Annotated in this window: 16 protein-coding genes and 1 pseudogene; 8 read left to right on the top strand and 9 right to left on the bottom strand. The window is 66.2% G+C overall.

Features of this window, described 5'->3' with window-relative positions:
• Positions 1–41: 41 nt before the first annotated feature.
• The 3 genes from LN047_RS01405 to LN047_RS01395 are packed head-to-tail and all read right to left on the bottom strand — an operon-like array spanning position 42 to position 3,000.
• Entirely contained in the window at positions 42–1,211 is a 1,170-nt protein-coding gene (locus LN047_RS01405) for an acetyl-CoA acetyltransferase (RefSeq protein WP_373980986.1), read from the bottom strand.
• Positions 1,208–1,606, bottom strand: a complete 399-nt coding sequence (locus LN047_RS01400) for a Zn-ribbon domain-containing OB-fold protein (RefSeq protein ID WP_373980985.1) — start codon at positions 1,604–1,606, stop codon at positions 1,208–1,210. Before LN047_RS01400 ends, LN047_RS01405 begins: the two co-directional genes overlap by 4 nt.
• Positions 1,603–3,000: an adenylosuccinate lyase family protein gene (locus LN047_RS01395; RefSeq protein ID WP_373980984.1), complete on the bottom strand. Its 1,398-nt coding sequence runs from the start codon at positions 2,998–3,000 to the stop codon at positions 1,603–1,605. The genes LN047_RS01400 and LN047_RS01395 overlap by 4 nt, the downstream gene beginning before the upstream one ends.
• 124 nt (positions 3,001–3,124) lie before the next feature.
• Here LN047_RS01395 and LN047_RS01390 point away from each other — a divergent pair, with 124 nt between their 5' ends.
• Positions 3,125–3,856: a GntR family transcriptional regulator gene (locus LN047_RS01390; protein ID WP_373980983.1), complete on the top strand. Its 732-nt coding sequence runs from the start codon at positions 3,125–3,127 to the stop codon at positions 3,854–3,856.
• Positions 3,857–3,982: 126 nt separating this feature from the next.
• On the opposite strand, the gene LN047_RS01385 is transcribed toward LN047_RS01390, so the two are convergent.
• Positions 3,983–4,438 carry a fasciclin domain-containing protein gene (locus LN047_RS01385; protein ID WP_062840036.1) on the bottom strand — a complete coding sequence of 152 codons (456 nt, stop codon included), beginning with the start codon at positions 4,436–4,438 and terminating at the stop codon, positions 3,983–3,985.
• 171 nt (positions 4,439–4,609) lie between these two features.
• Between LN047_RS01385 and LN047_RS01380 the strand changes: the two genes are divergently transcribed.
• Positions 4,610–5,590: a MerR family transcriptional regulator gene (locus LN047_RS01380; RefSeq protein WP_373980982.1), complete on the top strand. Its 981-nt coding sequence runs from the start codon at positions 4,610–4,612 to the stop codon at positions 5,588–5,590.
• A gap of 100 nt (positions 5,591–5,690) precedes the next feature.
• Here the strand turns inward: LN047_RS01380 and LN047_RS01375 are convergent, their stop codons facing one another.
• The 5 genes and pseudogenes from LN047_RS01375 to LN047_RS01355 all read right to left on the bottom strand — a co-directional run.
• Complete coding sequence (locus LN047_RS01375; RefSeq protein ID WP_373980981.1) at positions 5,691–8,648, bottom strand: autotransporter domain-containing protein; 2,958 nt, start codon at positions 8,646–8,648, stop codon at positions 5,691–5,693.
• Between the two features lie 394 nt (positions 8,649–9,042).
• Entirely contained in the window at positions 9,043–10,419 is a 1,377-nt protein-coding gene (locus tag LN047_RS01370) for a sensor histidine kinase (protein ID WP_373980980.1), read from the bottom strand.
• On the bottom strand, positions 10,419–11,084 hold the full coding sequence (locus LN047_RS01365) for a response regulator transcription factor (RefSeq protein WP_373980979.1): 666 nt from the start codon (positions 11,082–11,084) through the stop codon (positions 10,419–10,421). The genes LN047_RS01370 and LN047_RS01365 overlap by 1 nt, the downstream gene beginning before the upstream one ends.
• 91 nt (positions 11,085–11,175) lie before the next feature.
• Positions 11,176–12,798 (bottom strand): methyl-accepting chemotaxis protein, encoded by a 1,623-nt coding sequence (locus LN047_RS01360; RefSeq protein WP_279214731.1) that lies wholly within the window; start codon positions 12,796–12,798, stop codon positions 11,176–11,178.
• Positions 12,799–13,087: 289 nt separating this feature from the next.
• Positions 13,088–13,573 (bottom strand): annotated as a pseudogene (locus LN047_RS01355) (porin); the annotation flags it as partial.
• Between the two features lie 239 nt (positions 13,574–13,812).
• Between LN047_RS01355 and LN047_RS01350 the strand changes: the two are divergent.
• The 6 genes from LN047_RS01350 (at position 13,813) to LN047_RS01325 (ending at position 24,990) form a co-directional block, all read left to right on the top strand.
• Entirely contained in the window at positions 13,813–15,702 is a 1,890-nt protein-coding gene (locus LN047_RS01350) for an amidohydrolase (RefSeq protein WP_373982095.1), read from the top strand.
• Between the two features lie 12 nt (positions 15,703–15,714).
• Positions 15,715–16,143, top strand: coding sequence for a DoxX family protein (locus tag LN047_RS01345; protein WP_226847749.1), 429 nt, complete (start codon positions 15,715–15,717; stop codon positions 16,141–16,143).
• A 91-nt stretch (positions 16,144–16,234) separates the two neighbouring features.
• Entirely contained in the window at positions 16,235–16,927 is a 693-nt protein-coding gene (locus LN047_RS01340) for a YoaK family protein (RefSeq protein WP_373980978.1), read from the top strand.
• Between the two features lie 100 nt (positions 16,928–17,027).
• Positions 17,028–17,726 carry a hydrolase gene (locus LN047_RS01335; protein WP_373980977.1) on the top strand — a complete coding sequence of 233 codons (699 nt, stop codon included), beginning with the start codon at positions 17,028–17,030 and terminating at the stop codon, positions 17,724–17,726.
• Positions 17,727–17,798: 72 nt separating this feature from the next.
• Positions 17,799–19,406: an MFS transporter gene (locus LN047_RS01330; RefSeq protein ID WP_373980976.1), complete on the top strand. Its 1,608-nt coding sequence runs from the start codon at positions 17,799–17,801 to the stop codon at positions 19,404–19,406.
• A gap of 124 nt (positions 19,407–19,530) precedes the next feature.
• Positions 19,531–24,990 carry an AAA family ATPase gene (locus LN047_RS01325; protein WP_373980975.1) on the top strand — a complete coding sequence of 1,820 codons (5,460 nt, stop codon included), beginning with the start codon at positions 19,531–19,533 and terminating at the stop codon, positions 24,988–24,990.
• Positions 24,991–24,994 lie beyond the last annotated feature (4 nt).

Genomic DNA, 24,994 nt, shown 5'->3' with positions numbered 1-24,994 from the left:
GCGCGCGACGCGCCGCAGGTCTCCAGGTTGGATGGATGAAATCAGAGCGCGGCCGCAGTACCGAGGACGGCCGTGGACTGGCTGGACAGCGTGGCGCCATTGCCGTGCACCAGGGCGATGTCGGCGGACTGCTGACGCGCCCCGGCCTGTCCGCGCAACTGCGCCACGGCCTCCAGCACAAGGAACACGCCGTACATGCCGGGATGGCCGAACGACAGCCCGCCCCCATTGGTGTTGACCGGCAGCGAGCCGCCGGGTCCGATGCGGCCGCCCTCCACGAACCGGCCGCCTTCGCCCTTGGGGCAGAAACCAAGGTCTTCCAGGAACAGCAGCACATTGATGGTGAACGCGTCGTACAGGCAGACGAGGTCGACGTCCGCCACCCCCACCCCGGCCTGCGCCAGCGCGCGCGGCCCCGAGCGCGACGCGGCGGTGACGGTCAGGTCCTGCATCGATGAAATCTGCCGATGCCAGACCTCGGTGGCGTTGCCCAGCACATAGACGGGCGGCTGCGCCAGGTCGCGCGCGCGGTCGGCGCGCACCAACACGAATGCCCCTGCGCCGTCGGTCAGGAGGCAACAGTCGCGCACGGTCAACGGATCGCACACCGGCCGCGACGCCAGCACCTGATCAAGACTGAGCGGATCGCGCGAGTACGCATCCGGATTGAGCTGCGCCCACTCGCGCGCCGACACGGCCACTTGTGCCAACTGCTCGCGGGTGGTGCCGAACTCGTGCATGTGGCGCGCGGCGGCCAGCGCGTAGGCCGTGATGGGCTGCAGCGGCTCGTAGGGCGCCTCGAAGGGCTGCGGATCCAGCGCCGCGCGCATCTTGCCGACGGCCGCGCGATTCATCGTGCCCGAGCGCTGCGTGCTGCCATAGCAGACCAGCACTGCGTTGCACTCGCCGGACATCAGCGCATGCACGGCCGGCGCCAGATGCGCGACGAAGCTCGAGCCGCCCAGCATGGTGCTGTCGATGAACGCGGGTTTGATGCCCAGGTACTCGGCAACCGGCATCGCCCACATGGCCGCCGACGCGCTGCACGTGCAGAGTCCGTCGATGTCGCTCATGCGCAGCCCGGCGTCCGCCACGGCGCGCGCGCTGGCCTGCGCCAGGATTTCCATTTCGGTGTAGCCGGCGGCATTGCCCAGGCCCGCGTGGCCGATGCCGGCGATCGCGGCGGCGCCGCGAAATGCGTTGTCTTTCATGCTTGCTCGTCCAGGCTGAACACGACGCGGTTGGCGTCGCCATGGGCTCGCACCTCGGCGCGCACGGCGTCACCGATGCGGGGCCGGGTGGCAGGGGCGTCTTCGACGCGGCTCATCATGCGAAAGCCTTCTTCCAGATCGACCAGGCACACGTTGTAGTCGCCGCCCGCCTCGGGCGAACGCCGCACCGTGGTGGTCGAATGAATGACGCCGCGGCCGCTGGGCTCGAACCAGTCGAATTGCGCGCCGCCGCAATGCGGGCAGATCTGGCGCGGGTAAAAGACCGCCTGGCCGCAGCCGCCACAACGCGGCACGCGCCACACGCCTTTCGCCAGCGAATCGAAGTACGTCTGTTCCACGCCGCGCGGGGCGTCGGTGCTTTGCAAGGGGCTCATGCGCGCGGCTCCTGGTGCGGATAGCCCAGCGCGCGCGAGCGGGCGCAGGCCTGGTCGGCCAGCGCGGGCGCCTGGCCCAGGTAGTTGGCGGGGTCGGTGATGCGCGCCAGCGCTTCGCGGTCGAAATGCGCGGCGACCTCGGGAGAATCCAGCAACGCCTCGGCCAGGCTGCATCCCCGGCCGAGCGCGGCGCGGCAGGCGTCGTAGACGATGTGATGCGCATTGTGGCGGCCCAACGCGGGTGCCAGTTCCATCATCACGGCCTCGGCCACGATCAGCCCGTGCGTCAGACCCAGATTGGCGCCCATGCGCTCCACGTCCACGCTCAAGCCGCCCAGCGCGAACCTGGCCTGATGCAACGCGCCCGCGGTCAGGATGAAACTCTGCGGAATGGCGATCCACTCCGCATGCCACGGCCCGGTGGCGCGCTCGAAATCCTGCACGGCGGCATCCAGCATCAGTCCGGCATGCTGGCGCACGGCCTTGGCCGCCGCGAGCATGAGCTCGCTGGAAATGGGATTGCACTTCTGCGGCATCGTGCTGCTGGCGCCGCGGCCCTTCACGAAGGGTTCGCGCAGTTCGCCGAATTCCGTGGACGCCATGATCATCACGTCGGTGGCCACCTTGCCCAGCGAGCTGGCAATCAACGCCAGCAGATTGACCACTTCGGCCAACGCATCGCGCGCCACGTGCCAGGTCGTGGCGGGCACGCCAAGGCTCAGCTCCCCGGCCAGCTCGCGCTGCACGGCAAGGCCGTGCTCGCCCATGGACGCCAGCGTGCCGGCCGCGCCCGCCAGCTGCACGCAAAGCACGCGTTCGCGCAGCTGCGCCAGCCGCTCCTGATGCCGGTCGAACATCGACAGCCAGACACCGGCCTTGTAGCCGAAAGTGATGGGCAACGCGTGCTGCAGGTGCGTGCGCCCGGCCATCGGCGTGGCGCGGTGACGTTCGGCCAGGCCCGCCAGCACTTCACGCACCTCGGACAGGTCGCGCTCGATCACGTCCAGGCCGGCGCGCACCTGCAGCACAATGCCGGTATCCATGATGTCCTGCGTCGTTGCGCCCCAGTGCAGATAGCCGCCCGCTTCGCCGCATTGCGTGGCAAGCTGCTCGACCAGCGGAAGGATGGGATAGCCCACGATGTCGGTCTGCTGGCCCAATGCGGGCAGATCGAGTGCGGCAGGCTTGACGCGGGCGGCGATCTGTTCGGCCGCCTCGGTCGGAATCAGCCCCAGCCGGGCCTGGGCCCGGGCCAGCGCGACCTCGACCTCGACATAGCGCGCAAGCGTCGCCTCATCGGAGAAAATCTCGCGGGCTTCGGCGGTGCCGAAGGCGTCACGAAAAAGAACGGAGTCCAAAACCGTGCTGGCCCCGCCCAGCGGAGAAACTGGCATGCTAACCTCGCTGAAACCACGAACATATCAATATGTTCGAACATATTGGAAGTCTAGGGATGCTTTACGGACCGGGATATCGGGGTATACCCGCGGGTGCTTTGGAAACGACTAGGAGCAATCCATGACACGGATGACAGCGGCGCGCCTCACGGCGGCGCTGAGCGAGGCGATCGTCGCGGGCCATCACAAGGTGGGCGACCTCTTGCCCACCGAGCTGGAACTGGCGGCGCAGTACGACACCAGCCGGCATACCGTGCGGCTGGCGCTGCAGGAACTGCAGCAATTGGGATTGGTGTCGCGCCGCAAGAATGTCGGCACGCGCGTGGAGTCGGCGCGCCCGGCGGCCAACTACAAGCAGGCGCTGACTTCGATAGAAGGTGTGGTGCAGTTCGGCAAGGCGCACACCCGCGAAGTTCTCGACGTGGCCGACGAGGTCGCCGACCTGACGTTGGCCCAGACGCTGGGCTGTGCAGGCGGCACGCGCTGGCTGCGCATATCAAGCCTGCGCCGCAATCGCGACGACGTGGCAAATCCCATCGGCTGGACGGACGCGTACCTGGACCCGGCCTATCGCGACATCGTTCCGCGCGTGCGCGAGAATCCTCAGGAACTGATCAGCAGCCTGATCGAGGCGAACTACGGCGTGAACATCGTGCAAATCCGCCAGGACATCGAGGCGGTTGCACTGCCGGCGCGCGTGGCCAGCCCATTGAACGCCGAAGCGGGTTCACCTGCGCTGCGCATTCTGCGCAGCTACATCGATACCACCCGGCAAACCATCGAAATCAGCGTGACGTACCACCCCGCCAGCCGGTTCCGGCTGACGATGTCGCTGGATCGGCATACGGACTGAACCGGGGCCAGGGCCGGCAAGCCGGTGAGGCGGCTTGCCGGTCATGAAGAAAAAAGATAGGCCACGCACCGTCAAGGTGACCTATCAAGGCCGGACATCGGTACGGCCTGCTACCTACACAAACCCCTACTTCGGCATCAGCACCGTGTCGATGACGTGGATGACGCCGTTGTCCGCCGCGACATCGGTCTTCACGACCTTGGCGTTGTCCACGGTGACGTTGCCGCCATTGACCGCGATGGTCAACGAGCTGCCTTCAACCGTCTTCACCTTGCCCGGCTTGACGTCCTTGGCCATGACCTTGCCCGGCACGACGTGATAGGTAAGCACCTTGGTCAGCGCGGCCTTGTCTTTCAGCAGCGCGTCCAGCTTGTCCTTCGGCACCTTGGCGAAGGCTTCATCGGTCGGCGCGAACACGGTGTACGGGCCCGGACCCTTCAGCGTGTCGACCAGCCCGGCCGCTTGCACGGCGGTGACCAGCGTATTGAACGAACCGGCCGACTTGGCGGTGTCCACGATGTCGGCGGCGTGCGCGGTGCCCAGCGCCAGGGTGAGCGAAATTCCTGCCAAAAGACGTTTCATGATTGACTCCTTGTCCAGTGACCTCCCGCGAGCGCGGGTTCCGAAAGCGGCCTCGAATAGGGGGAAGTTGAACCGCTTGATGAAGGAATTTACGCGTCTACCTTCTTCTCGTCCACGATTTGAACCGCTATTATGCAAACATATCGGTTCAATACCGGGTCAAGGAAAACAATGGAATCCAAGCAATCCGACGACGGCCGCATCACGTACCGCAGCGGCGTGGCGGCGCGCCTGGCGGGGCTCTCGCCCGAGACGCTGCGCGTCTGGGAGCGCCGCTACAACCTGTCCGATGTTGAACGCTCGGCACGGGGCCAGCGCTTGTATTCCGCCGAACAGGTGCGCCGTCTCAGCCTGCTCAAGCAACTGGTCGATCAGGGGCATGCCATCGGCGTGCTTGCGCCCATGCCCATCGAACAGCTGCAGGAACTGGCTGGCGCCGCCGCGCGCCAACCCGCGGCGCAGGGGCCGCTGCGCTTGGGCGTGGCCGGCGCCAACCTGGCACGGCGCATCGCCGGCAGCGGACGCGACGGCCTGGACGTGATCGTTCAACAAAGCTGGCCGCACCTTGAGCAGGTCGCCCTCACGCCGCAAGAGGCGGACCTCGAGGTTCTGGTGATCGAACTGTCCGAGCTGCATGAAAGCGCGCTGCCGCTGATTGCCGCGGCTGCAAAAGCGTGCGGCGACGTCGCCGTGCTGGTGCTTTACCGGTTCTGCGCCAGCGCGACGATCCGCGCCTTGCGCGCCCACGGTTTTCTGGCCGCCCGCGTTCCGGCGGACATCGGCGAATTGCTGCTGCTGTGCCGCTCGGCGCTAGCCGGCGAACGGCTGCCGACCGCGCCTGCCCAGCCCACGCTGGATCTGCGCTTTGACGAGCATGCGCTATTGACCATCATGGCGTCCGGCAGCGGCCTGGCCTGCGAATGCCCGAAGCACCTGGCCGACCTGCTGCTGATGGTGGGCAGCTTCGAACGCTACAGCGTGCAGTGCGCGTCCCGCAACGACGACGACGCGCAGCTGCACAGCGACCTGGGCCGCGCCGCCGGGCAGGCGCGCGCCATCCTGGAAGTCGCGATGGAAAGACTGGCCCGGGCAGAGGGCCTGCCCCTGCCGCCTCCCATTTCCAAAGCAGACCCCGAAAGTAAAACGCGCTGAGGGCCGGGCCCGTGGACCCCGCACTCAGCGCGTTGCAGGCATGCGGGGCCGGCGCGCAATCCTGCCGTGACGGGCAGTCATGCGGCCACGCCCATGCGCCTCAGAAGCGCGTCATCAGCTTGAACATGCCCGACTGCTGGCGGTTGCCGCTGCCGAACTGCGCGTCGTAGGCCACGCCCGCGGTCGTGCTGCGCGTGATCGCCACTTCGGCGCCCAGGCCCAGCACCGCCGCGTTCTTCGCGATGGGCACACCCGACACCGTGAAGGTGCTGCCACCTTCAAAGGCGAGTTTCTGCGTGGGCTTCACATCGCCCATCGCGTGGCGCCAGCCCAATGTCGCCGTCAAGCGGCCAGGCGCGCTGTCCGTGCCGATCAGCATGGCGCCGCGCAGGCCCAGCGTGGTGCTCGTCACATCGTCCGTGTTGCTCTGGCCGCGCAGGGCCGCAGAGCCGCCCGTCTCCTGGAAGCCGCGCGTGCGGATCTGGTTCCAGGCCACGCCGGCGAAGGGCTCGATCGCATAGGCGTCCGAAAGCGGCAGCTTGTAGCCAAGCTCCGTGAACAGTTGCGTCGACGACGCGTTGTAGGACGATTCCAGACGCTGGTTCAGGCTGCCGGCCGCGACGTTGCGCTTGGCGTCGATCTCGTGCCAGGTGTAGGCCGCGCCCGCCATGAAGCGCACGTGTCCCGGACCGGCTTCGAAGTTCTTGCCGCCGAAGACCGTCGCCGTGTAGCTGTCCACGCTCATGCGCGAGGACACGTCGGAGATCGAGTTGTGGCTCCCGGTATAACCGACCGCGCCGCCCAGACGCCAGCCGCCGCCCACGTCGCCATCGCCGCCCACGAACAGCCCGCCCGAGGACTGACGCACGGTGGACGCATTGCCGTCGCCGTTGAAGGTGCTCCAGTTGCCGAACGCCTGCGCCCAGATCGGCGATGCGCCGCTTTGCGGCAGGGCGTCGGAAGACGTCGCACCCAATTGCGCCGTCGGCCGGCCGGCGCGCATCGGCGCGTCCAGATTGCCGCGCAGATGCGACAGCGGCAAGGTGGTGACCGCGTCGCCCTGGGTTTGCAGCACGCTGCCCGTGCTCGCGTACGCTTCGCCGGACAACTGCTTCAACGCCGCGCGCGCCTGCCCCGGCGTCATGGCCAGCACGGCATCCGTGACCTGGCTGGCGCCCGTCGCCTTGCCCGCGCCATTGGCGCTGGCAATCAGCGACGAATCGGCGCCGGGCGCAACGGGTTGGGTGACAACCGGTGCAGCGTCGCCGCCGGCCGAGGCCGTACCCGTGCCGGTGGTGGCCGAGCCGGTGCCCGTCGGCGCAGAACCATTGCCGGTCGAAGGCGCGCCATTTTCCGCCGGAGCCGAGCCGCTGCCTGCCTGGCTGGAACCGCTACCCGACGGCGCGGCGCCGTTGCCTGCCGGCGCCGAGCCATTGCCACTCGAAGGCGGCGCCTGCTGGTCCAGCGCACCGCCCACGTTGGTTTCGTTTTCCGAACCGCCGACGCTGCCGATCGGCACGTCGTTGCGCGCGAGCGTCATGAACGCATTCTTCGCGTCATAGCTGAGCGACGGCGTAAGGAACGCGTATGCGCTAGACACGCCCGTGAAACGGCCCTGAATACCGCCGTCGGCCGTCAGGATGTTGTACGTCGCGCGCGGCGCGTAGTTGCCGTTCGGGCCCACGTGGGCGACGGTGCCGTCCAGCGTGGCGACGCCCGTCACGTGGATGCGGTCGCTCAGGGTGCTGGCCGGATCGGCATGCACGCGGTAAACCGTGTCCTGGCCGAAATTCAGGTTGCCGTTGACCGTCAGCGTGCCCATCGGCGTGCCGTCGTTGCCCGGCGAGATGACGGCCGTGGGGTATAGCGTCGTGCTGCCCACTTGGCCGACACCGGCCAGCACCACTTCGCGGCCGATGTCCATCGGGCCGTTCAGCTTGCCGTTGATCTCCAGCGCGCCGTCGGCGATGAAGATCGGACCGGTCAGGTTGCTGCTGTCGCCGTTCAGGATGATCGAGCCGACGCCGGTTTTCACAAAGCCTTCGGTGCCTTGCAGCGGGTTGTCGATGATGTCCACGAACCTGCCCGCCGCATACGTGCCGTCGCCGACGACGATGACGGGCGGGTTGCCGCCGGTGCCGGCCAGCGTGATCGGCGCGCCCTGCAGGCGATACCGGTCCGTCGCGAATTGCAGTCCCGACACGCGCACCGGGCCCGCGCTGCCGTCGACGGTGACCGTGCCCGCCGCGCCCGTGAAGATCGCATAGCCGCCGCTGGGCAGCGCGCCGGTGGCGTTGGTCGGGCTGTTCCAGTTCGTGCTCGCGGCGCTCCACGTGCCGTTGCCGCCGCCGGCGTTTGCCGCGGAGGCCACGCCATTGCCATTCCACAGGTTGGTCGTGCTGGGACCCAGAACCAGGTTGATGTGCTTGTCGCCCGTCAGCGTCTGGATGGTGGCGGCCGGCACCGAGTCGCCGGAGACCGTGCCCAGCGTCAGGCCACTGCCGCTCAACGTGCCGCCGTACGACATGATGCGGTAGAAGCCCGCGTTGACGCCGTGCGTGCTGACCTTCACGTTCAACGTCGCGTTGTTCAGGGCCACGTTGCCGCCCACCGTGATGTTGTCGCCCGTGCCGGGTTGCGTGATGGGCAGTCCGGCATAGCCGGTCTCGAAATCGAAGACGCCGTTATTGATGCCCAGGTTTCCATTCACAACGAGATTGCCGTTGGAAACGCCGGTGGGCGTGTCCACCCAGTATCCCGGCGCGACGCGGGCATTGCCCGTCACGTTCAGGTCGCCGTTGATCGCGCCAAAACCCGCCACGGTGCCGCCGGACATGGCGTTGACGTTGCCGCCAATCGTCACGCCCGCGCCGCCCCCATTGCCGCCGACTACCGCCGTCCCGCCATTGACATCGATTCCGCCGGGAAAGTTGGCCGACCCGTCAAACACCTGCGTATTGCCCGCCCCGAGGGTCAGGTCCGCAGCGGTGACGCTGCCCACATAGGACACGCTCAAGGCGAGCGTCGCCGTCAGCCACTTCTTTGTGCCGTGTGCCAAAACTTCAATCCTCCGGATTAATCGAGCTTCCTTTCACCTATTGCCGATATGTATAAAAAGTATCGGCAAGTAATAATGCAGCCGGCGTGAATTTAGGGTCAGCTCTCGAAAAAAGGAGGCACTGTATAACGATTTTTTTTGCGTCCCCGTTAATAATCGGGGTTATATCCCGTTAATTATAAAAATAGGTCTACGGCATACGTCTGATAATGCTAGGCACACCATAGAAGATATTATCCAAAGTATTTATTTCCGATAATTGGATACCATCCGCCCGCGATTATCAGCCGTTTGCGGATACCATCTTTTGGTTGTATATCCGCGCGGACAGCGGACTTGGCAACGCCGCATTCAGTCACAAAATGACACGGGACCCCGTTCTGCTTTGGCCTCGTCACGCAAGCCCGGCGGCCGCTGCGCCGGGCAGCGGGAACACCACGTTGAAGCAGACGCCGCGCCCCTCGGGCCCTTCGTCAACGGTCACGCGCGCCTCGTGCGAGCGGGCAATTCTGGCAACCAGGGCCAGCCCCAGCCCGCTGCCGTGGCTTGGCGCGCCCGGCCCGCGATAGAACGGATCGAAGATGCGCTCGCGCAATGGCCGCGCGATGCCCGGGCCGTTGTCCGCGACCGCCAGGGTGACGCCCTCCGGCTCCCAACGCAGCGCAATGCTGATCGCACTGTTCTCGCCGCTGTACCGGCCCGCGTTGTCCAGCAGGTTGCGCACCAGGATGCCCAGCGCATCCACCTGGCCCATGATCAAGACCGGCGCGGCATCCACGGTGACCTGTTGGGCGCGATGAATGAACGAAGCCTGCATGTCCCGCAGCACGAAGGCCACCACGGACGCAAGATTCACCGGCTCGAGCTGGATGTCGTTGCGGTCCGTGCGGGCCAGGTCCAGCAGCTGTTCGACGATGCGGGAACTGCGGCGCGTGGTCTCCGCGATCTTCTGCATCAGCATCCTCGCCTTGACGGGATCATTGACGCGATACGCCGTGTCCGCGTACACGGCCAGCACCGCCAGCGGCGTGCGAAGCTCATGGGCGGCATCACCGATGAACCGGCGCTCGTTCTCGATCAGCTCCGCCACGCGGCGCTGCCGTTCATTGATCGCGCGTATCAGGGGCCACAATTCAGCCGGGACTGCCCGCTCGTCAACAGTCACGCCATCGGTCACGCTGGCCTGCGCAATTTCCTGACCCACGCGGCCAAGCTTGCGCACGGAACGGCAGACGACCAGCATCGTGATGCCCCCGATCCCGCCGAACATCAGCAGCGTGACGATCGAGCCCAATTCGAACCGATCGGCAAGGCCCGCGTAAAACGCACGCGTGGGCGTACCCGCCACGATCTCGAAACGCGCGGATTCGTCCAGCCCCGTGTACACCCGCCACGTGTCCCCGCCCTGGACGACGCACGAAAACCCAACCGTGTTCCCGTGCATCATCCGCGTGCGCGGCGCGTCCTTGGACGCAAGCACCAGGCGGTTCGTCACGCGGTCCCAGACCTGGATCTCGGTCTTGCCGACAGCCGGGCGCGCCAGGAAGGCGGGCACCGGCAACTCGCGGGTGATGTCGTGGGTGGCGGGTACCATCGCCAGAAAGAACGCCATGCTGTCGACCAAGGCATTCAACTCATGATCGCGCACCCCGGATTCGGCCCGGGTCACGCTGTTCCAATACAAGCCAAACTGCACCAGCCACGACACGAGCAGCGCGCTGAAGATGCCCAACAGGACCTGTGCGCGCAACGAATTCGTGACCCGCCGCATCAGCCGCTATCCCGGGCCAGCCGGTAGCCTTGACCATGAACATTCTCGATGGTGTCCTTGCCAAGCTTCTTTCTCAGCGAATGAATGAACACGGCGATCGTGTTGCTCTCGCCAGGCCGGCCCGCGCCATACAGGTGCACGCGCAGCTCTTCCGTGGACACCAGCCGGTCCGCGTGCCTGAGCAGCATCTCCAGCGTGCGGAACTCGTGCTCCGACAACCGTGTCGGCGCCTCGTCGACGAAGGCTTCGCGCCGGCCCGGATCCAGCTTCACATGACGCCAGGCCAGGATCTTGTCGCCCGGAACGCCGCTGCGCCTGAGCAGGGCGCGCATGCGGGCAAACAGCTCCGCGGGCTCGAACGGCTTGATGACGTAATCATCGGCGCCAATATCAAGCCCCCTGATGCGATCGCTCAACGCGTCCCGCGCGGTCATCAGGATCACCGGCACGTCATCGCCGCGCCGGCGCACAAAACGCAGCACATCCAATCCCGAACCGCGATGCAGCCCGATATCCAGCAGCACGAGCGCGAAGGCGTGCTGCAGCAGCAGCACCTTGGCGGCCTCGACGTCCTGCGCGAGCGTCACCGCGAAATCCAATTCCTCGAGTGCCAGCGTCAACGCGTCCGCGAACATCGCGTCGTCCTCAACCAACAGAACTCGCATGTCAGTATTCCCCTTCCGTGTGCGTTGACAGCTGCTGCATGGGGCCGCGCGCTCGCCGCCCCAGGCCGCATCATACGGTCAGGTTGCCGCCTCAGGCGTGCGCAGGTGCTGCCAGCGCCAACCGCTCGTAACGCGCGCCGGGCTGCGCCGCGCCAGGCTGCCGTTCCGTCTTGAAGCGCGCCACCGCCTGCAACAGCTCTTTCGCCTGCGTGGCCATTGCGCCGGCCGCCGCAGCTGACTCTTCGACCAACGCCGCATTCTGTTGCGTCATCGTGTCCATTTGCGACACCGCCACGTTCACCTGCTCGATGCCGGCGGTCTGCTCGGCCGAAGCCGAGGCGATCTCAACGGTCACCTCCTTGAGCCTTGCCACGGCGTCGAGTACCTTCTCCATCTGGCCGCCCGCCGTGGCCGCCATCGACTCGCCGCCCTCTACCGCACGCTGGGAGTTTTCGATCAAGCCCTTGATCTCCTTGGCGGCCGTGGCGCTGCGCTGCGCCAGCGCGCGCACTTCCGTCGCCACCACGGCGAAGCCGCGGCCCTGTTCGCCGGCCCGCGCCGCTTCCACGGCCGCATTGAGCGCAAGAATGTTGGTCTGGAAGGCGATGCTGTCGATCACCGACACAATCTCGCCCATGCGCTGCGCATCGGCCGAGATGGCCCCGATCGCATCGACCACCTGGCCCACCACGCGGCCCGCTTCAACCGTGAGCTGGCTGCAATCGACGGCAAGGCTGCTGCCGCTGGCCGCATTGTCCTGGTTCATCCGCACGGTCGAGGTCATCTCTTCGATGCTGGCGGCCGTTTCTTCAAGCGATGCGGCCTGCTCCTCGGTGCGTTGCGACAGGTCGGCATTGCCCTCGGCAATCTGCGCCGACGCCGTGGAAATGGATTCCGCCGCGCTGACGATCGTGCCGACCGTCGACGCAAGCTGCCTGCGCATCGTTTCCAGCGAGTACATCAGGCTCGAATGATCCCGCTCATCGAGCTTGAGCGCCGTCGTGAGATCGCCGCTGGCAATGGCGCCGGCCAGCTTCTGCGCGTCGGCGGGTTCTCCGCCCAGCTGCCGCAGGATGCTGCGCGTGACCAGCCACGCCGACAGGACGCCCACCAGCACCGCGATCGACATGATCACAATGATCGTGCTCTGCAGACGCGCCGACGTCGCCGCCGCCTGCTTCGCCGATTCATCGTTGAGCTGGGATTCAAGGTTGGCAAGCGACAGCAACTGGTCGAGCCACGCGTCCTGCTTGGCGCGCAGTTCTTCCCGCAGAATGCGGGCGGCTTCCTGGGTGTTGTTCTGCCGCCCGGCTTCCAGCGCACGCAGGTAGATGGGCGTCGCGTCCTGTTCCGCGCGGCGCGCGGCGGCCAGCAGATCCCTTTCCGCGGCAAGGGTACCGGCATCGCTCGCAAACATCTGCGCAAGACGTTCATTGGCTTGGCGATAGCGCGCCGCCATGTCTTCGGCCCGGGTGATCTCATTGGCCACGGCTTGCGGGTCCGTGTAGAGCACGATGTTGCGCACCACGATCGCCCGGCCCTGCACCAGCTCGCGCATCTGCAGCGCCAGCTTCAACTGCTGGTTGTTCACGTTCACGATGTCGTACATCGACTTGTCCAGCGTCCTCACGGCGTACAGGGACAGGCCCCCAAGCACCACCAACGCAAGAACAAGCAAGAGAAAACCGATCGCAAGACGCGAACTCACTTTCATGGCTGCCAGATTCATCATTCGCCTTTTGTTGTTGTTGGCAACCGGCTCATGACAATCGCGCTGGACAAGCGCTTGGACCCTGAACGGGCCCGCGCCGGCTGACGAGCGCGACTATAGAGGGCGAAGAATTAATGAATCGTTAATTCTCACCAATTCTAAAAGCTGTGCCGCAGCCCCAACGCGATCGTCTGCGGGCTGGCGCCAGCGGTCACGCCCAGTTCATTGATGGCGAAGTCGTACGCTGCATTCGAGCGGTTCTTGATCTTCGAGTAGTACGCATACACAGAGCGCTCAAGCCATGCCAGTCCGTCGACCGGAAATGCAACGAATTTTTCTGCCGTCGATCAAACGAACTCGTGTTCTCGACGTTGCCCGAGCTGGACGCCGAACCGTTGCCCATCAACGCCATGTATCCCGCCGTCATCGGATAGTAGGGATCCATTTTCATGGTCGACTCGGTGTAGGCCGTGTGCCAGTTGCCCAGAAAGAACGTGCCGTAAGGCGATGCCAGCCCAAGGCGCGTGTTTCGGCTGGCGATCTCGCCTTGCCCGGTGTTCACCGCAATACCGCTCTCGATCTGAAAGATCGCCGACAGGCCATCGCCCAGGTCCTCTTCGCCGCGAAAGCCGAACACCGACCGGTTGTTCGTCATGCGTGAGCCCGAGCCGGCATTGTCGGCGCCGCTGATCCAGGCGTATTCCAACGCCGTATTGAGCCGGCCGTATAGCGTGACGGACGATTGCGCCGACGCGCAGCACGCAAACCGCAAGACGATACGCGTGTGCGCCGTGCAGACGCCATTCGTCGAAGGTATAGGGTGACGAACCTAATGTCGGATTGCGCCCCGGCAGACGCCATGAAAACCTACCCACCGCGAAATTAATCGAGGAGAGTGGCATGGCTTCGCGTCGACAAGTCCTGGGAGCGGCGTCTTCGCTGGCTTCAGCGTTTGCGCTCAACAGCATGTGGGCCGGCCGGGCAAATGCCGGGTCGCAGTCTCAGAGCGGCACGCCGCTGGCAGACGGTCCCCCGGAGGTGATTTTCTACAACGGCCGCTTCGCCACGTTGGACCGCGCCAATCCGGAAGCGGGCGCCGTCGCCGTGAAGGGCGGCAAGTTTGTCGCGGTGGGCAGCGACCGGGAAGTCCTGCGCCTGGCGGGATCGAACACCCGGCTGGTTGACCTGAAAAAGAAAAGTGTCCTGCCCGGGCTTTACGACAACCACACGCACGTCGTGCGCGGCGGCCTGAACTACAACATGGAGCTGCGGTGGGACGGCGTGCGGTCGCTGGCGGATGCCATGGAGATGCTGCGCCGGCAGGTCGCCAATACACCCGCGCCCCAATGGGTGCGCGTGGTGGGCGGATTCACCGAGCACCAGTTCATTGAAAAGCGTCTGCCGACCATCGAGGAAATCAACGCGGTCGCACCGGACACGCCGGTGTTCCTGCTGCATCTGTACGATCGCGCGCTGCTGAACGCTGCGGCGCTGCGCGTGGTGGGCTACACCCGCGACACGCCGGACCCCGAAGGTGGACAGATCATCCGGGACTCGAATGGCAATCCGACCGGCCTGCTGCTTGCCAAACCCAACGCCACGATCCTGTATTCAACCCTTGCCAAGGGTCCGAAGCTGCCGTTCGACTACCAGCTGAACTCCACACGCCATTTCATGCGCGAGCTGAACCGGCTGGGCGTCACGGGCGTCATCGACGCCGGCGGCGGCTATCAGAACTATCCGGACGACTATGCCGTCATCCAGAAGCTGGCCGACGACAACCAGCTGACGGTGCGGCTTGCGTACAACCTCTTCACGCAAAAGCCCAAGCACGAGAAAGAAGATTTCCTGAACTGGACGTCTTCGGTCAAGTACAAGCAGGGCGACGATTACTTCCGGCATAACGGGGCCGGAGAGATGCTGGTGTTCTCGGCGGCCGACTTCGAGGACTTCCGGGTCGAACGCCCGGACATGCCGCCGGAGATGGAAGGCGAACTGGAAGAGGTCGTTCGCGTCCTGGTACAGAACAAGTGGCCGTGGCGCCTGCACGCAACCTACGACGAAACGATCACGCGCGCGCTGGACGTATTCGAGAAAGTGCATCGCGACACGCCGCTCACCGGCATCAACTGGTTCTTCGATCACGCCGAGACGATCTCGGACATGTCCATCGACCGGATCGCCGCATTGGGCGGCGGCATTGCCGTGCAGCACCGCATGGCATACCAGGGCGAGTACTTTGTCGAGCGCTACGGCGCGAAGGCCGCGCAAGCCACGCCCCCGGTCAAGCGCATTCTGGAAAAAGGCGTGAAAACGTCCGCCGGCACCGACGCCACGCGCGTCGCGTCCTACAACCCGTGGATTTCGCTGTCGTGGATGACCACGGGCAAAACCGTCGGCGGCATGCCGCTGTATCCGCATGAAAACCTGCTGGACCGCGAAACGGCCCTGCGCATGTGGACCGAGAACGTCGCGTGGTTCTCCAACGACGAAGGCAAGCGCGGCCGCATCCAGGTGGGCCAGTTCGCCGATCTGATGGTCCCGTCCCAGGATTACTTCGCGGTGGCCGATGAAGAGATTTCGTTCCTGACGTCCGACCTGACCGTAGTGGGCGGGCGCGTGGTCTACGGCGCCGGCGACTTCGCCAAGCTCGACGAAAACGCGCCGCCGCCCGCCATGCCCGACTGGTCGCCCACGCGCCTGTTCGGCGGCTATGCCGCCTGGGGCGACCCGGAAGGCGCGGGACGCAATTCGCTCGACTACAAGCGCTTTGCCGCGGCCTGCGGTTGCGCCAGCGCATGCGGCCTGCATGGACACAGCCATGCCAACGCGTGGGCCTCCAGCGTGCCGGCCTCGGACCAGAAGTCGTTCTTCGGCGCGCTGGGTTGCTCGTGCTGGGCCGTGTAAGGAACCGAACCCATGTCGAGCATTTCAACCTCGCTGGCCGGCATCGCGCGCCCCATTCTCGGAGGCCGCGTTGCCCGCTTTGCCGCCTACCTGGGCTTGTGCGCGGCGTATCTTCAGGGCGGGCTGGTCAAGCTGACCGACTTTCCCGGCGCCATTGCCGAAATGACCCATTTCGGGCTTACGCCCGCACCGTTCTTCGCCGTGGTCGTAATCGCCCTGGAGCTCATCGCCTCGCTCATGATCCTGATCGGATGGCACCGCTGGATCGGAGCGCTGGGGCTGGCGATCTTCACGCTGCTCGCCACCTTCGTCGCCCTGCAGTTCTGGGAGATGCCGCCCGGCCAGGCGCGCTTTTTCGCCGCCAACTCGTTCTTCGAGCACCTTGGGCTGGTGGGCGGGTTCCTGCTGGTGATCTGGCAGGACCTGAACGAACGGCGGTAGTGGCCTTCGTATCTGCCTACGCAGTGTCCGTCGCACCGGATGCACCGCCGGTCCAACGGGCACCGCGCCATCAACACTTACCTTGCACATCATGGAACAGACCCCCGTATCTCCCCGATTCACCGGCCTGTTGGGCTTTAACGCGGGATACGTCGATACGGCGGGGTTCCTGGCGCTGAACGGCCTGTTCACGGCGCACGTGACGGGCAACTTCGTCACGCTGGGCGCAGCCTTGGTTCACGGCACGACCGGCGCCTTCGCCAAGCTCCTGGCCTTGCCGCTCTTTTGTGCCGTCGTCGTGCTGACGCGCCTGTTTGCATCCGGTTTCGCGGCCGCGGACACGGCGATGTCCAAGCTCATGTGCGCGAAGGTGCTGCTGCTGGCCGCCGCCGCTGCAGTCCTGGTTGCCTACGGACCGTTTCCCGACAGCGACGCGCCCGTTGCCGTGATTGGCGGCATGCTGCTGGTCGCGGCCATGGGTATCCAGAATGCGATCCAGCGCATGCATCTGGGCAGCGCGCCGCCGTCCACGCTCATGACCGGCACCACCACGCAGGTGATGATCGACCTTGCCGACCTCTGTAAGGGCGTCTCCGGCGAAGCGCGCACGGCCGCCGTCGGCCGCCTGCGCAAGATGCTGCCCGCCCTGGCGGCGTTTGCGTCCGGCTGCGCCATTGCCGCGCTGCTGTACTGGGCGTCTCTCATGTGGTGTTTCATCCTGCCGCCCATCGTCGCCGCACTGGCCACCCTGGGCATCAAACGCGCCCCGACTGACCCTACTTGAGGGGGACGCGCCATACCTTCGAACAATGTCGAGACGCCAACGTTTCCCCTATCCTGACATTCTCGTTAAGGCCCCTCCATTCCAACCCGAGGTGATTTTCATGTCCCAAGCAAAGCTCGAAGTCCTGACCCCGCAGAACAGCCAGATCATCTTCATCGATCACCAGCCGCAAATGGCCTTTGGCGTGCAGTCGATCGACCGCCAGACGCTGAAGAACAATGCGGTGGGTCTGGCCAAGGCCGCCAAGGTGTTTGGCATTCCCACCACCATCACCACCGTCGAGACCGAGTCGTTCTCGGGTTACACCTACCCCGAACTGCTCGACGTGTTTCCCAACCAGAAGGTCCTGGAACGCACCTCGATGAACTCGTGGGACGACCAGAAGGTGCGCGACGCGCTGGCCGCCAATGGCCGCAAGAAGGTCGTCGTGGCCGGTCTCTGGACCGAAGTCTGCAACACCACGTTTGCGCTGTGCGCCATGCTGGAAGGCGAATACGAGATCTACATGGTCTCCGACGCGTCCGGCGGCACGTCCAAGGAAGCGCACGACATGGCCATGCAGCGCATGATCCAGGCCGGCGTCGTGCCGGTCACCTGGCAGCAGGTGCTGCTGGAATGGCAGCGCGACTGGGCCCGCCGCGACTCGTACGATGCCGTGATGGAAATCGTCAAGGAACACTCGGGCGCGTACGGCATGGGCGTGGACTACGCCTACACGATGGTGCACAAGGCCGGTCAGCGCACGCAGACCGCCCACGACGCCTTCGCGCCGGTGGCCGCGCCCGTCATCGCCCGCTGATGCCCCTGGGGTCCGCAGCCGCTCTTGCAGCGGCTGCGGACCTTTTTGCTTTCTCCCGCAGCCTGCCACGCCATGACGACCGCCGACGCCCAGCCCGCCACCCCCGCTCCGCCTTCCTCGCCATTCGCGTACTCCGCCTTCTCGGTGATCTGGATCGCCACCGTGCTGTCCAACATCGGCACCTGGATGCACGACGTGGGCGCGGGCTGGCTCATGACGTCGTTGTCGCCGTCGCCCATGTTCGTGGCGCTGGTGCAGACGGCGGGCGCGCTGCCTGTTTTTCTGCTGTCGCTCCTGGCCGGTGCGCTGGCCGACACCATGGACCGCCGCAAGTTGCTGCTGATGGTGCAGATCGCGATGGGCGTCATTGCGCTGGCGCTGGGGCTGGTGGTGTGGTTTGGCCTGACCACGCCGTGGGTGCTGTTGGGCTTCACGTTGCTGATGGGCATTGGCACGGCGCTGTCGGCGCCGGCCTGGCAGGCCATCGTACCCAGCCTGGTGCCGCGTCCGTCGCTGCAGCAGGCCATCGCGACCAACAGCGTTGGCATCAACGTCAGCCGCGCCATTGGTCCGGCGCTGGCCGGCGTGCTGATTACCAGCATCGGCGTGGCCATTCCGTTCTTCGTCAATGCGGTCAGCTTCATCGTGGTCGTGGCCGCGCTGATCTGGTGGAAACCGCCCACCGCCGCTGAAAAGCGCCTGCCGCGCGAGCAGTTGTTTCATGCCATGCGTGCCGGTGTGCGCTTTGCGCTGCACAGCAAGCCGCTCAAGTCCACGCTGGTCCGCGCCGTTGCGTTCTTCCTGTTTGCCAGCGCCTACTGGGCCTTGCTGCCGGTGATCGTGCGTCAGGTGCTGCAGGGCGGCGCCTTGCTCTACGGCATCATTCTTGGCTGCGTCGGGGCCGGCGCGGTGATCGGCGCGATGGTGCTGCCGCCGCTGCGCAAGAAGCTGGGGCCGGACCGCAGCGTCATGGCCGGCACGCTGGGAACCACCTTCACGCTGGTGGTGTTTGCGGTGGTGCCGCATCCCGTGGTGGCCGGTGCGTTCAGCTTCCTGGCGGGCGCTTCGTGGATCATGGTGCTGACCTCGCTCAACGTCTCGGCGCAGGTTGCCCTGCCGGACTGGGTACGTGCCCGTGGCCTGGCGATCTTCGTGACGGTGTTCTTTGGGTCGATGACCGCGGGCAGCATGATCTGGGGTCAGACGGCGGTGCGTGCCGGCGTGCCCGCCGCGCTGCTGATCGCTGCCGCCGGTTCGGTGGTTGCGATGCTGCTGACCCGCAAGGCCAAGCTGCAGCTGGGCGCGGACCTGGACCTTGCGCCGTCGATGCACTGGCCCGAGCCGCTGATCGATCAAGAGGTCTCGCATGATCGTGGCCCGGTCATGATCACGGTCGAATACCTGATCGACCCGGCGCAAGGCGCGGCCTTCGTGCGCGCCATGCAGCACGCAGGCGCCGAGCGCCGCCGCGATGGCGCATACGCCTGGGGCATCTTCGAAGACGCCGCCCAACCCGGCCGCTACCTGGAGTACTTCTTGGTGACCTCCTGGCTGGAGCATCTGCGCCAGCACGAACGCGTCACGCACGCAGACGCGGACCAGCAAGCCGAAGTGCGCGCCTTCCACATCGGCGACGCGCCCCCGCGGGTCTCGCACTTCGTGGCGCCGATCGTGCAATAGGCGGAATCAACACGACACCCGGCGCCGCCGCACACACCGTTACATGAGACGCATAATTCCTGATTAGAATTGCGCCGACAGGGATTATTGCCGCGCGCCGACAGGCCTCGGCTGGGTGTGCGACATGGATAGTGCTCCTCGCTTCGAGGCAGTCAACGGGGCCCGTTTCGAGGTTCTGTGGGTGGACGGCGACCGGGTCTTCGGACGCGGCGACGCCACCCTTGCCGTCTGGCTGCGGCCGAGCGACAGCTCGGAATGCGCGCGCCACCTGCTGGACCAGGAATACGGCCTGCGCGACTACCTGCATCCCAGCTGGGCCGCCGTGCCGACCGCGCTGGCGCGCGTCGGCGGCTCCACCGTCCTGTATCTGCAGGATCCCGGCGGACAGCCCCTGGCGTGGCATCGCCCGCAGCCCATGCCCGCCAAGGCATTTCTGCGCTTGGCCATCGCGGCGGCGAACGCCCTTGGGCAAATGCACAACGCCGGCTTGATCCATCGGAATCTCAAGCCCGCGCACATCCTGTTCAACGCCCATGACGAAGCCGCCCACCTGACCGGCTTTTCTTTCTCCACGCCGCTCGGCGCCTATCAGGCGGCGCCGGGCTCGCAGCCAGCAGACATCGTCGGCACCCTCGCCTACATGGCACCCGAACAATCCGGCCGCGCCGGGCATCGCGCCGACGCGCGCTCGGACCTGTATTCGCTGGGCGTCGTGTTCTACGAGGCCCTGACCGGCGAGCTGCCTTTTCAAGGCGAGTCGGCGCTGACGTGGCTGCACAGCCATTCCGCGCGCGTGCCGGTAACGCCTGCCGAACGACGCAGCGCAATACCCGCGACACTGTCGGCCATCGTCATGAAGCTGCTGGAAAAGTCGCCGGACGACCGGTATCAGACGGCGGAGGGGCTGGCGGCCGACCTGCAGTGCTGTCTGGCCGCGCTGATGATGGACCCCGACGCCGCGCCGGTCTTCGCATTGGGCCGCTACGACCATCCTGGCCGCGTGCGCGTGCCCGCAACCCTGTACGGCAGAGGCGCAGAGCTAGACGTCCTGCTGGGCGCCATGGGCCGGGTGGCGGGGTCCGGGCGCGCCGAGGTCGTGCTCATCTCGGGCGAGGCGGGCGTTGGCAAGTCGATCCTCATCGAAGAGCTGCATCGCGTTGTCGGCAGCGAATACACCTTGCTTGCCAAGGGCAAGGGCGATCCTCACAGCCACGCCGGTCCCTACGCCGCGCTGGTCGAGGCGGCAAGAGGCCTGCTTCAGGCGGTGCTTGCCAAAAACGAAAGCGACCTGGACGAGTGGCGGGAGAAACTGCGCGTGGTGGTCTCGGCCGGCGGCGGCAGCCTGCTCACGCTGATTCCCGAACTGGCGCTGATCGTGCCGGACGCCAGGGGCCTGCTGGCCGAGGCGGACGCCAAGGCACGGCTGCTCCTGGCCTTTCAGCATCTGTTCTGCGCGTTCTCGTCGCCGGGCCATCCGCTGATCCTGTTCCTGGACGACCTGCAGTCGACCGATGCCGCGACCCTGCGCGTGATCGAACAGCTTGCGCAGACCGGTCTGCAGAACATCCTGGTCGTGTGCGTGTATCGGGCCGAGGACATGCCGGCGCGCCACGCGCTGGCGGCGTTCATCGCCGGCCTGCGCGCCAGCGCGATCCCCCTCACCGAACTCGCGCTCCACAATCTGCAGGCGCGCGACTGCGCCCACCTGATCGCCGATGCGCTGCAAAGCAGGTCGCCGTGGATCGATCCGCTCGTCGCCCTGGTGCAGGCCAAGACGGCCGGCAACCCCTGCTTCGTGCTCCGGTTCCTGTCCACGCTCGCGGCCGAAGGGTTGCTGCGCTACGACGTGGGGCGCCAGCGCTGGCTTTGGGATGCGGATGCCATCCGCGAACAGGCCTACACCGACAACGTGGTCGGCATTATCCTCCAGCAGGTCGAGCGCTTGCCGCGTGACAGCCGCGAAGCGATTCAACACATGGCCTGCCTTGGGCACGACGCCTCGCTGGACAAGCTGGCGGCGGCGCTGGGCTGGCCGCGGCTCGACGTTGCCACGGCAATGCGCGAGTGCGAGCGCCAGAGCCTCATCTTTCGTAGCGGCGACGTGTACCGCTTTCCGCACGACCGGGTGCAGGCGGCCAGCTATGGGCTGATTCCCGAACGGCAGCGCGCGGCCACCCATCTGTCCATCGGCAGGCGCCTTGCCCAGGACCTGGAACCGGAACAATTGAAGGCGCGCGCCTTTGAACTGGTCGACCAGTTCAACCGTGCATGGCAACTTGTCCACAGCCCCGACGAACGCGTCCGGCTTGCCCATCTGAATGCCCTGGCAGGCGCGTTGGCCAAGGACACCGCCGACTATTCGGCCGCCATCCGCTATCTGGAAGCGGCCTCGGCATTCCTGTCCGACGACGGCCGCCAGCGCGAGCCCGCGCTTGCCTTCACGATCGAGATCACCCGCGCCGAGTGCGAGTTGCGCAGCGGCGCGGTGGGCAGCGCCAGGCATCGGCTGGCCCGCCTGGGCGAGCGCGACGCGCCCTTGACGGACCTGGCCCGCGTGACTCAGCTGCGCGTGGAGGTCTTCATGGCGCTGGGCGAGCGGCATGAGGCCATTCAGGCCGCGCTGCATTATCTTCGCCGCGCCGGCATCGACTGGACCGACAACCCTTCCGATGCGGACGTCTCGGAAGAGTACGCCCAGTTCAATGCGCTGCGTGCCGGCCGGCCCGCGGCTGCGCTGCTGGCCCTGCCCGCGATGGAGAACCCGGAAGCGGAAGCGACGATGGGCGTGCTGACCGCACTGCTGCCGCCGGCCTGGACGCTCTTTGCGAATCTGCGCGAGCGCGTCATCCTGCGCATGGCCAACCTGAGCCTGCGCCACGGCAACACGGATGCGTCCAGCCTGGGATACGCGTGGCTGGGCATGATCCTGGCCGCGCGCACCGGCGACTACGCAGACGGCTACGCCTTCGGCAAGCTGGGCGTCGACCTGATCCAGCAGCGCGCGCAGGTCCGCTTCGCCGCGCGGGTCTATCAGGTGTTCGGTGGCCAGATCGTTCCCTGGTCGCAGCCGATCAGCGAGGCGCGCAACCTGCTGCAGACTGCCTTCGAACTGGCCGGCCAGCAGGGCGACTGGACCTACGCATCCTTCGCGCTGAACAGCCTGGTCACGCATATGCTGGCCACCGGCGGCGCGCTGGACACCATCCGCGCCGACGCCAGCCGTGGCCTGGCATTCGCGCGCAAGGCGGGGCTTGAAGTCCTGGACCGGTACACGTCGCAACTGCAACTGGCCAAGATGCTGCAAGGCATGACGCCGCATTTCGGCACGCTGGACGACGCTGGATTCACCGAGGCCGATTTCGAGCGCAAGCTCCAGGCCGAGGCCGGCTGGAATGTCACGGCGTGCTGGCATTACCTGCGCAAGCTGCAGGCCAGGGTGTTCGGCGGCGATTTCCCGGACGCCGTGCGGGCAAGCGAGGTAGCGTCACGGTTCGTCTGGACGTCTCTGGCGTTCGTCGAGGAAATGGAGTTTCACTTCTACTCCGCGCTGGCGCACGCCTGGTGCCCCACGCCCGCAAGTCCGGCGGGACAAGCCGCCACGCTTGCGGCGATAGAGGTCCATCTGGCGAAGCTGCGTCCGTGGGCGGCGTCCTGCCCGTCCAACTTCCAAAGCCAGCGGATGCTGATAGACGCCGAAGTCGCGCGGGTAAAGGGCGACATCCTGGACGCCATGCAGCGCTACGACGATGCCATCCATTGCGCCAGCGATCACGGTCTTGTCCACGTCGAAGGGCTGGCCAACGAATGCGCCGCACGGTTTTTCCAAAGCCGTGGCCAGCAACGCATCGCGCATACGTACCTGCAACACGCGCGCGCCTGCTATCAGCATTGGGGCGCGTCCGGCAAGGTCAGGCAGATCGATGCGCTGCATCCCACGCTGTTCGTGGATCGCGGCAGCGCCGCGCACGATTCCACGATCGAAACGCCGGTTGAGAGCCTGGATCTGGCCACCGTCATCGACATCTCCCGCGCGCTCGCCAGTGCGCTGGACTTGCAGACGCTGCTCGACAAGCTGATGAAGATCGCGCTGGAGCAGGCCGGCGCCACGCGCGGCGTGCTCGTCCTGCATGCCGATGGTGGCCTGTATGTGCGCGCCCTTGCCACCACGTCCGGCGATTCCGTCGCGATCAGCCAGCGCGCGCAGTCGCTGGACGAGGCCGGCCTGCCGCAGCAGATCGTGAACTACGGCTGGCGCACGGGTGAAACCATCGTGCTGGACGATGCGTGGAGCGCTGGCGCCTTCACCGGCGACCCCTACGTGCGCGCCGCGCGGCTGCCGTCGGTGTTGTGCCTGGCGCTGACCACGCAGTCCAAATCCATCGGCGTGCTGTATCTCGAAAACACCCTGGCGCGCGGCGTCTTTGCGCCGCACCGCACCGCCGTTCTGCGTCTGCTGGCCTCGCAGGCCGCCATCGCGATCGAACGCGCGCGGCTATACCGTGACCTGGCGCAGCGCGAGGCCCGGATTCAACGCCTGGTCGAAGCCAACATCATCGGGATCTGGTTCTGGAGCATCGAGGGGCAAGTGCTGGAAGCCAACGACCTCTTCCTGTCCATGACGGGTTACGACCGCGACGATGTCAGCGCGGGCCGCTTGAAGTGGACCGCGCTTGTGTCGCGCGGCGGCCCGGTGACGCTGGACGAGCTGCTGCTGCGCGAGACCGCCGAACCGGTGGAAACCGAACTGATCCGCAAGGATGGCCGGCGCGTGCCGGTGCTGCTCGGCGCGGCCCGGTTTGCCGCCGGCGACAATCAGGGCGTCTCGTTTGTGCTCGACCTGTCCGAACGCAAGGCCGCAGAGACCAAGATGCAGCAGATCCAGTCGGATCTGGCCCACGTCACCCGCATGACCACTGTCAGCTCGATGACCGCCTCCATCGCCCACGATGTCAGCCAACCGGTCTCGGCGGTCCTGACGGAAGCGCAGGCGGCGCTGAACTGGATTGCGCGCACCCCGCCCAACACCGAAGAGGTCGCGGAATCATTGCGGCGCATCGTGCAAAGCGGCCAACGCGCCGGCTCGATCATTTCCGGCGTGCGCGCGCTCATCAAGAAGGCGCCGGCAGCCTTCGCCCCCGTCGAACTGAATGGACTCGTGAAGGAAACCCTGGCGCTGCTGAGATCCGAGCTCGATTTCAGCGACGTCGACGTCATGCTGGATCTGGCCGATGCGCCCCTGCACACGAGCGGCGACCGCGTCCAGCTTCAGCAGGTCCTGCTCAACCTGTATGTCAACGCGGTCGATGCCATGAAGCAGGCGCCAGGCGCGCGGCAGTTGCGCGTCGTCACCCGGCCGTCTTCGACGGACGAACTGCTGGTGGAGGTGCTTGATAGCGGCAGCGGCATCGATGCGGCGTCGGTGAAAAAACTGTTCGACCCCTTCTTCACCACCAAGACCAAAGGCTTGGGGATGGGCCTGGCCATCTGCCGCGAAATCATCCAGCTGCATCATGGCCAGATGTGGGCGCGGCCCAACAGCCCGGTGGGCGCGGTGTTCTACTTTTCGTTGCCCGCGCAGGCCTGATTCA

It is taken from the genome of Achromobacter sp. JD417 (assembly GCF_041879325.1).
GTDB lineage: Bacteria > Pseudomonadota > Gammaproteobacteria > Burkholderiales > Burkholderiaceae_B > Achromobacter > Achromobacter mucicolens.
This window is presented reverse-complemented; position numbering and strand designations above follow the sequence as displayed.

Excerpts from the sequence above, each read along its gene's own strand:
- LN047_RS01405 (WP_373980986.1), bottom strand. The coding sequence starts at position 1,211 with ATGAAAGACAACGCATTTCGCGGCGCCGCCGCGATCGCCGGCATCGGC.
- LN047_RS01325 (WP_373980975.1), top strand. The coding sequence starts at position 19,531 with ATGGATAGTGCTCCTCGCTTCGAGGCAGTCAACGGGGCCCGTTTCGAG.
- LN047_RS01385 (WP_062840036.1), bottom strand. The coding sequence starts at position 4,438 with ATGAAACGTCTTTTGGCAGGAATTTCGCTCACCCTGGCGCTGGGCACC.
- LN047_RS01340 (WP_373980978.1), top strand. The coding sequence starts at position 16,235 with ATGGAACAGACCCCCGTATCTCCCCGATTCACCGGCCTGTTGGGCTTT.
- LN047_RS01390 (WP_373980983.1), top strand. The coding sequence starts at position 3,125 with ATGACACGGATGACAGCGGCGCGCCTCACGGCGGCGCTGAGCGAGGCG.
- LN047_RS01335 (WP_373980977.1), top strand. The coding sequence starts at position 17,028 with ATGTCCCAAGCAAAGCTCGAAGTCCTGACCCCGCAGAACAGCCAGATC.
- LN047_RS01360 (WP_279214731.1), bottom strand. The coding sequence starts at position 12,798 with ATGAAAGTGAGTTCGCGTCTTGCGATCGGTTTTCTCTTGCTTGTTCTT.
- LN047_RS01345 (WP_226847749.1), top strand. The coding sequence starts at position 15,715 with ATGTCGAGCATTTCAACCTCGCTGGCCGGCATCGCGCGCCCCATTCTC.
- LN047_RS01400 (WP_373980985.1), bottom strand. The coding sequence starts at position 1,606 with ATGAGCCCCTTGCAAAGCACCGACGCCCCGCGCGGCGTGGAACAGACG.
- LN047_RS01395 (WP_373980984.1), bottom strand. The coding sequence starts at position 3,000 with ATGCCAGTTTCTCCGCTGGGCGGGGCCAGCACGGTTTTGGACTCCGTT.
- LN047_RS01380 (WP_373980982.1), top strand. The coding sequence starts at position 4,610 with ATGGAATCCAAGCAATCCGACGACGGCCGCATCACGTACCGCAGCGGC.
- LN047_RS01370 (WP_373980980.1), bottom strand. The coding sequence starts at position 10,419 with ATGCGGCGGGTCACGAATTCGTTGCGCGCACAGGTCCTGTTGGGCATC.
- LN047_RS01330 (WP_373980976.1), top strand. The coding sequence starts at position 17,799 with ATGACGACCGCCGACGCCCAGCCCGCCACCCCCGCTCCGCCTTCCTCG.
- LN047_RS01365 (WP_373980979.1), bottom strand. The coding sequence starts at position 11,084 with ATGCGAGTTCTGTTGGTTGAGGACGACGCGATGTTCGCGGACGCGTTG.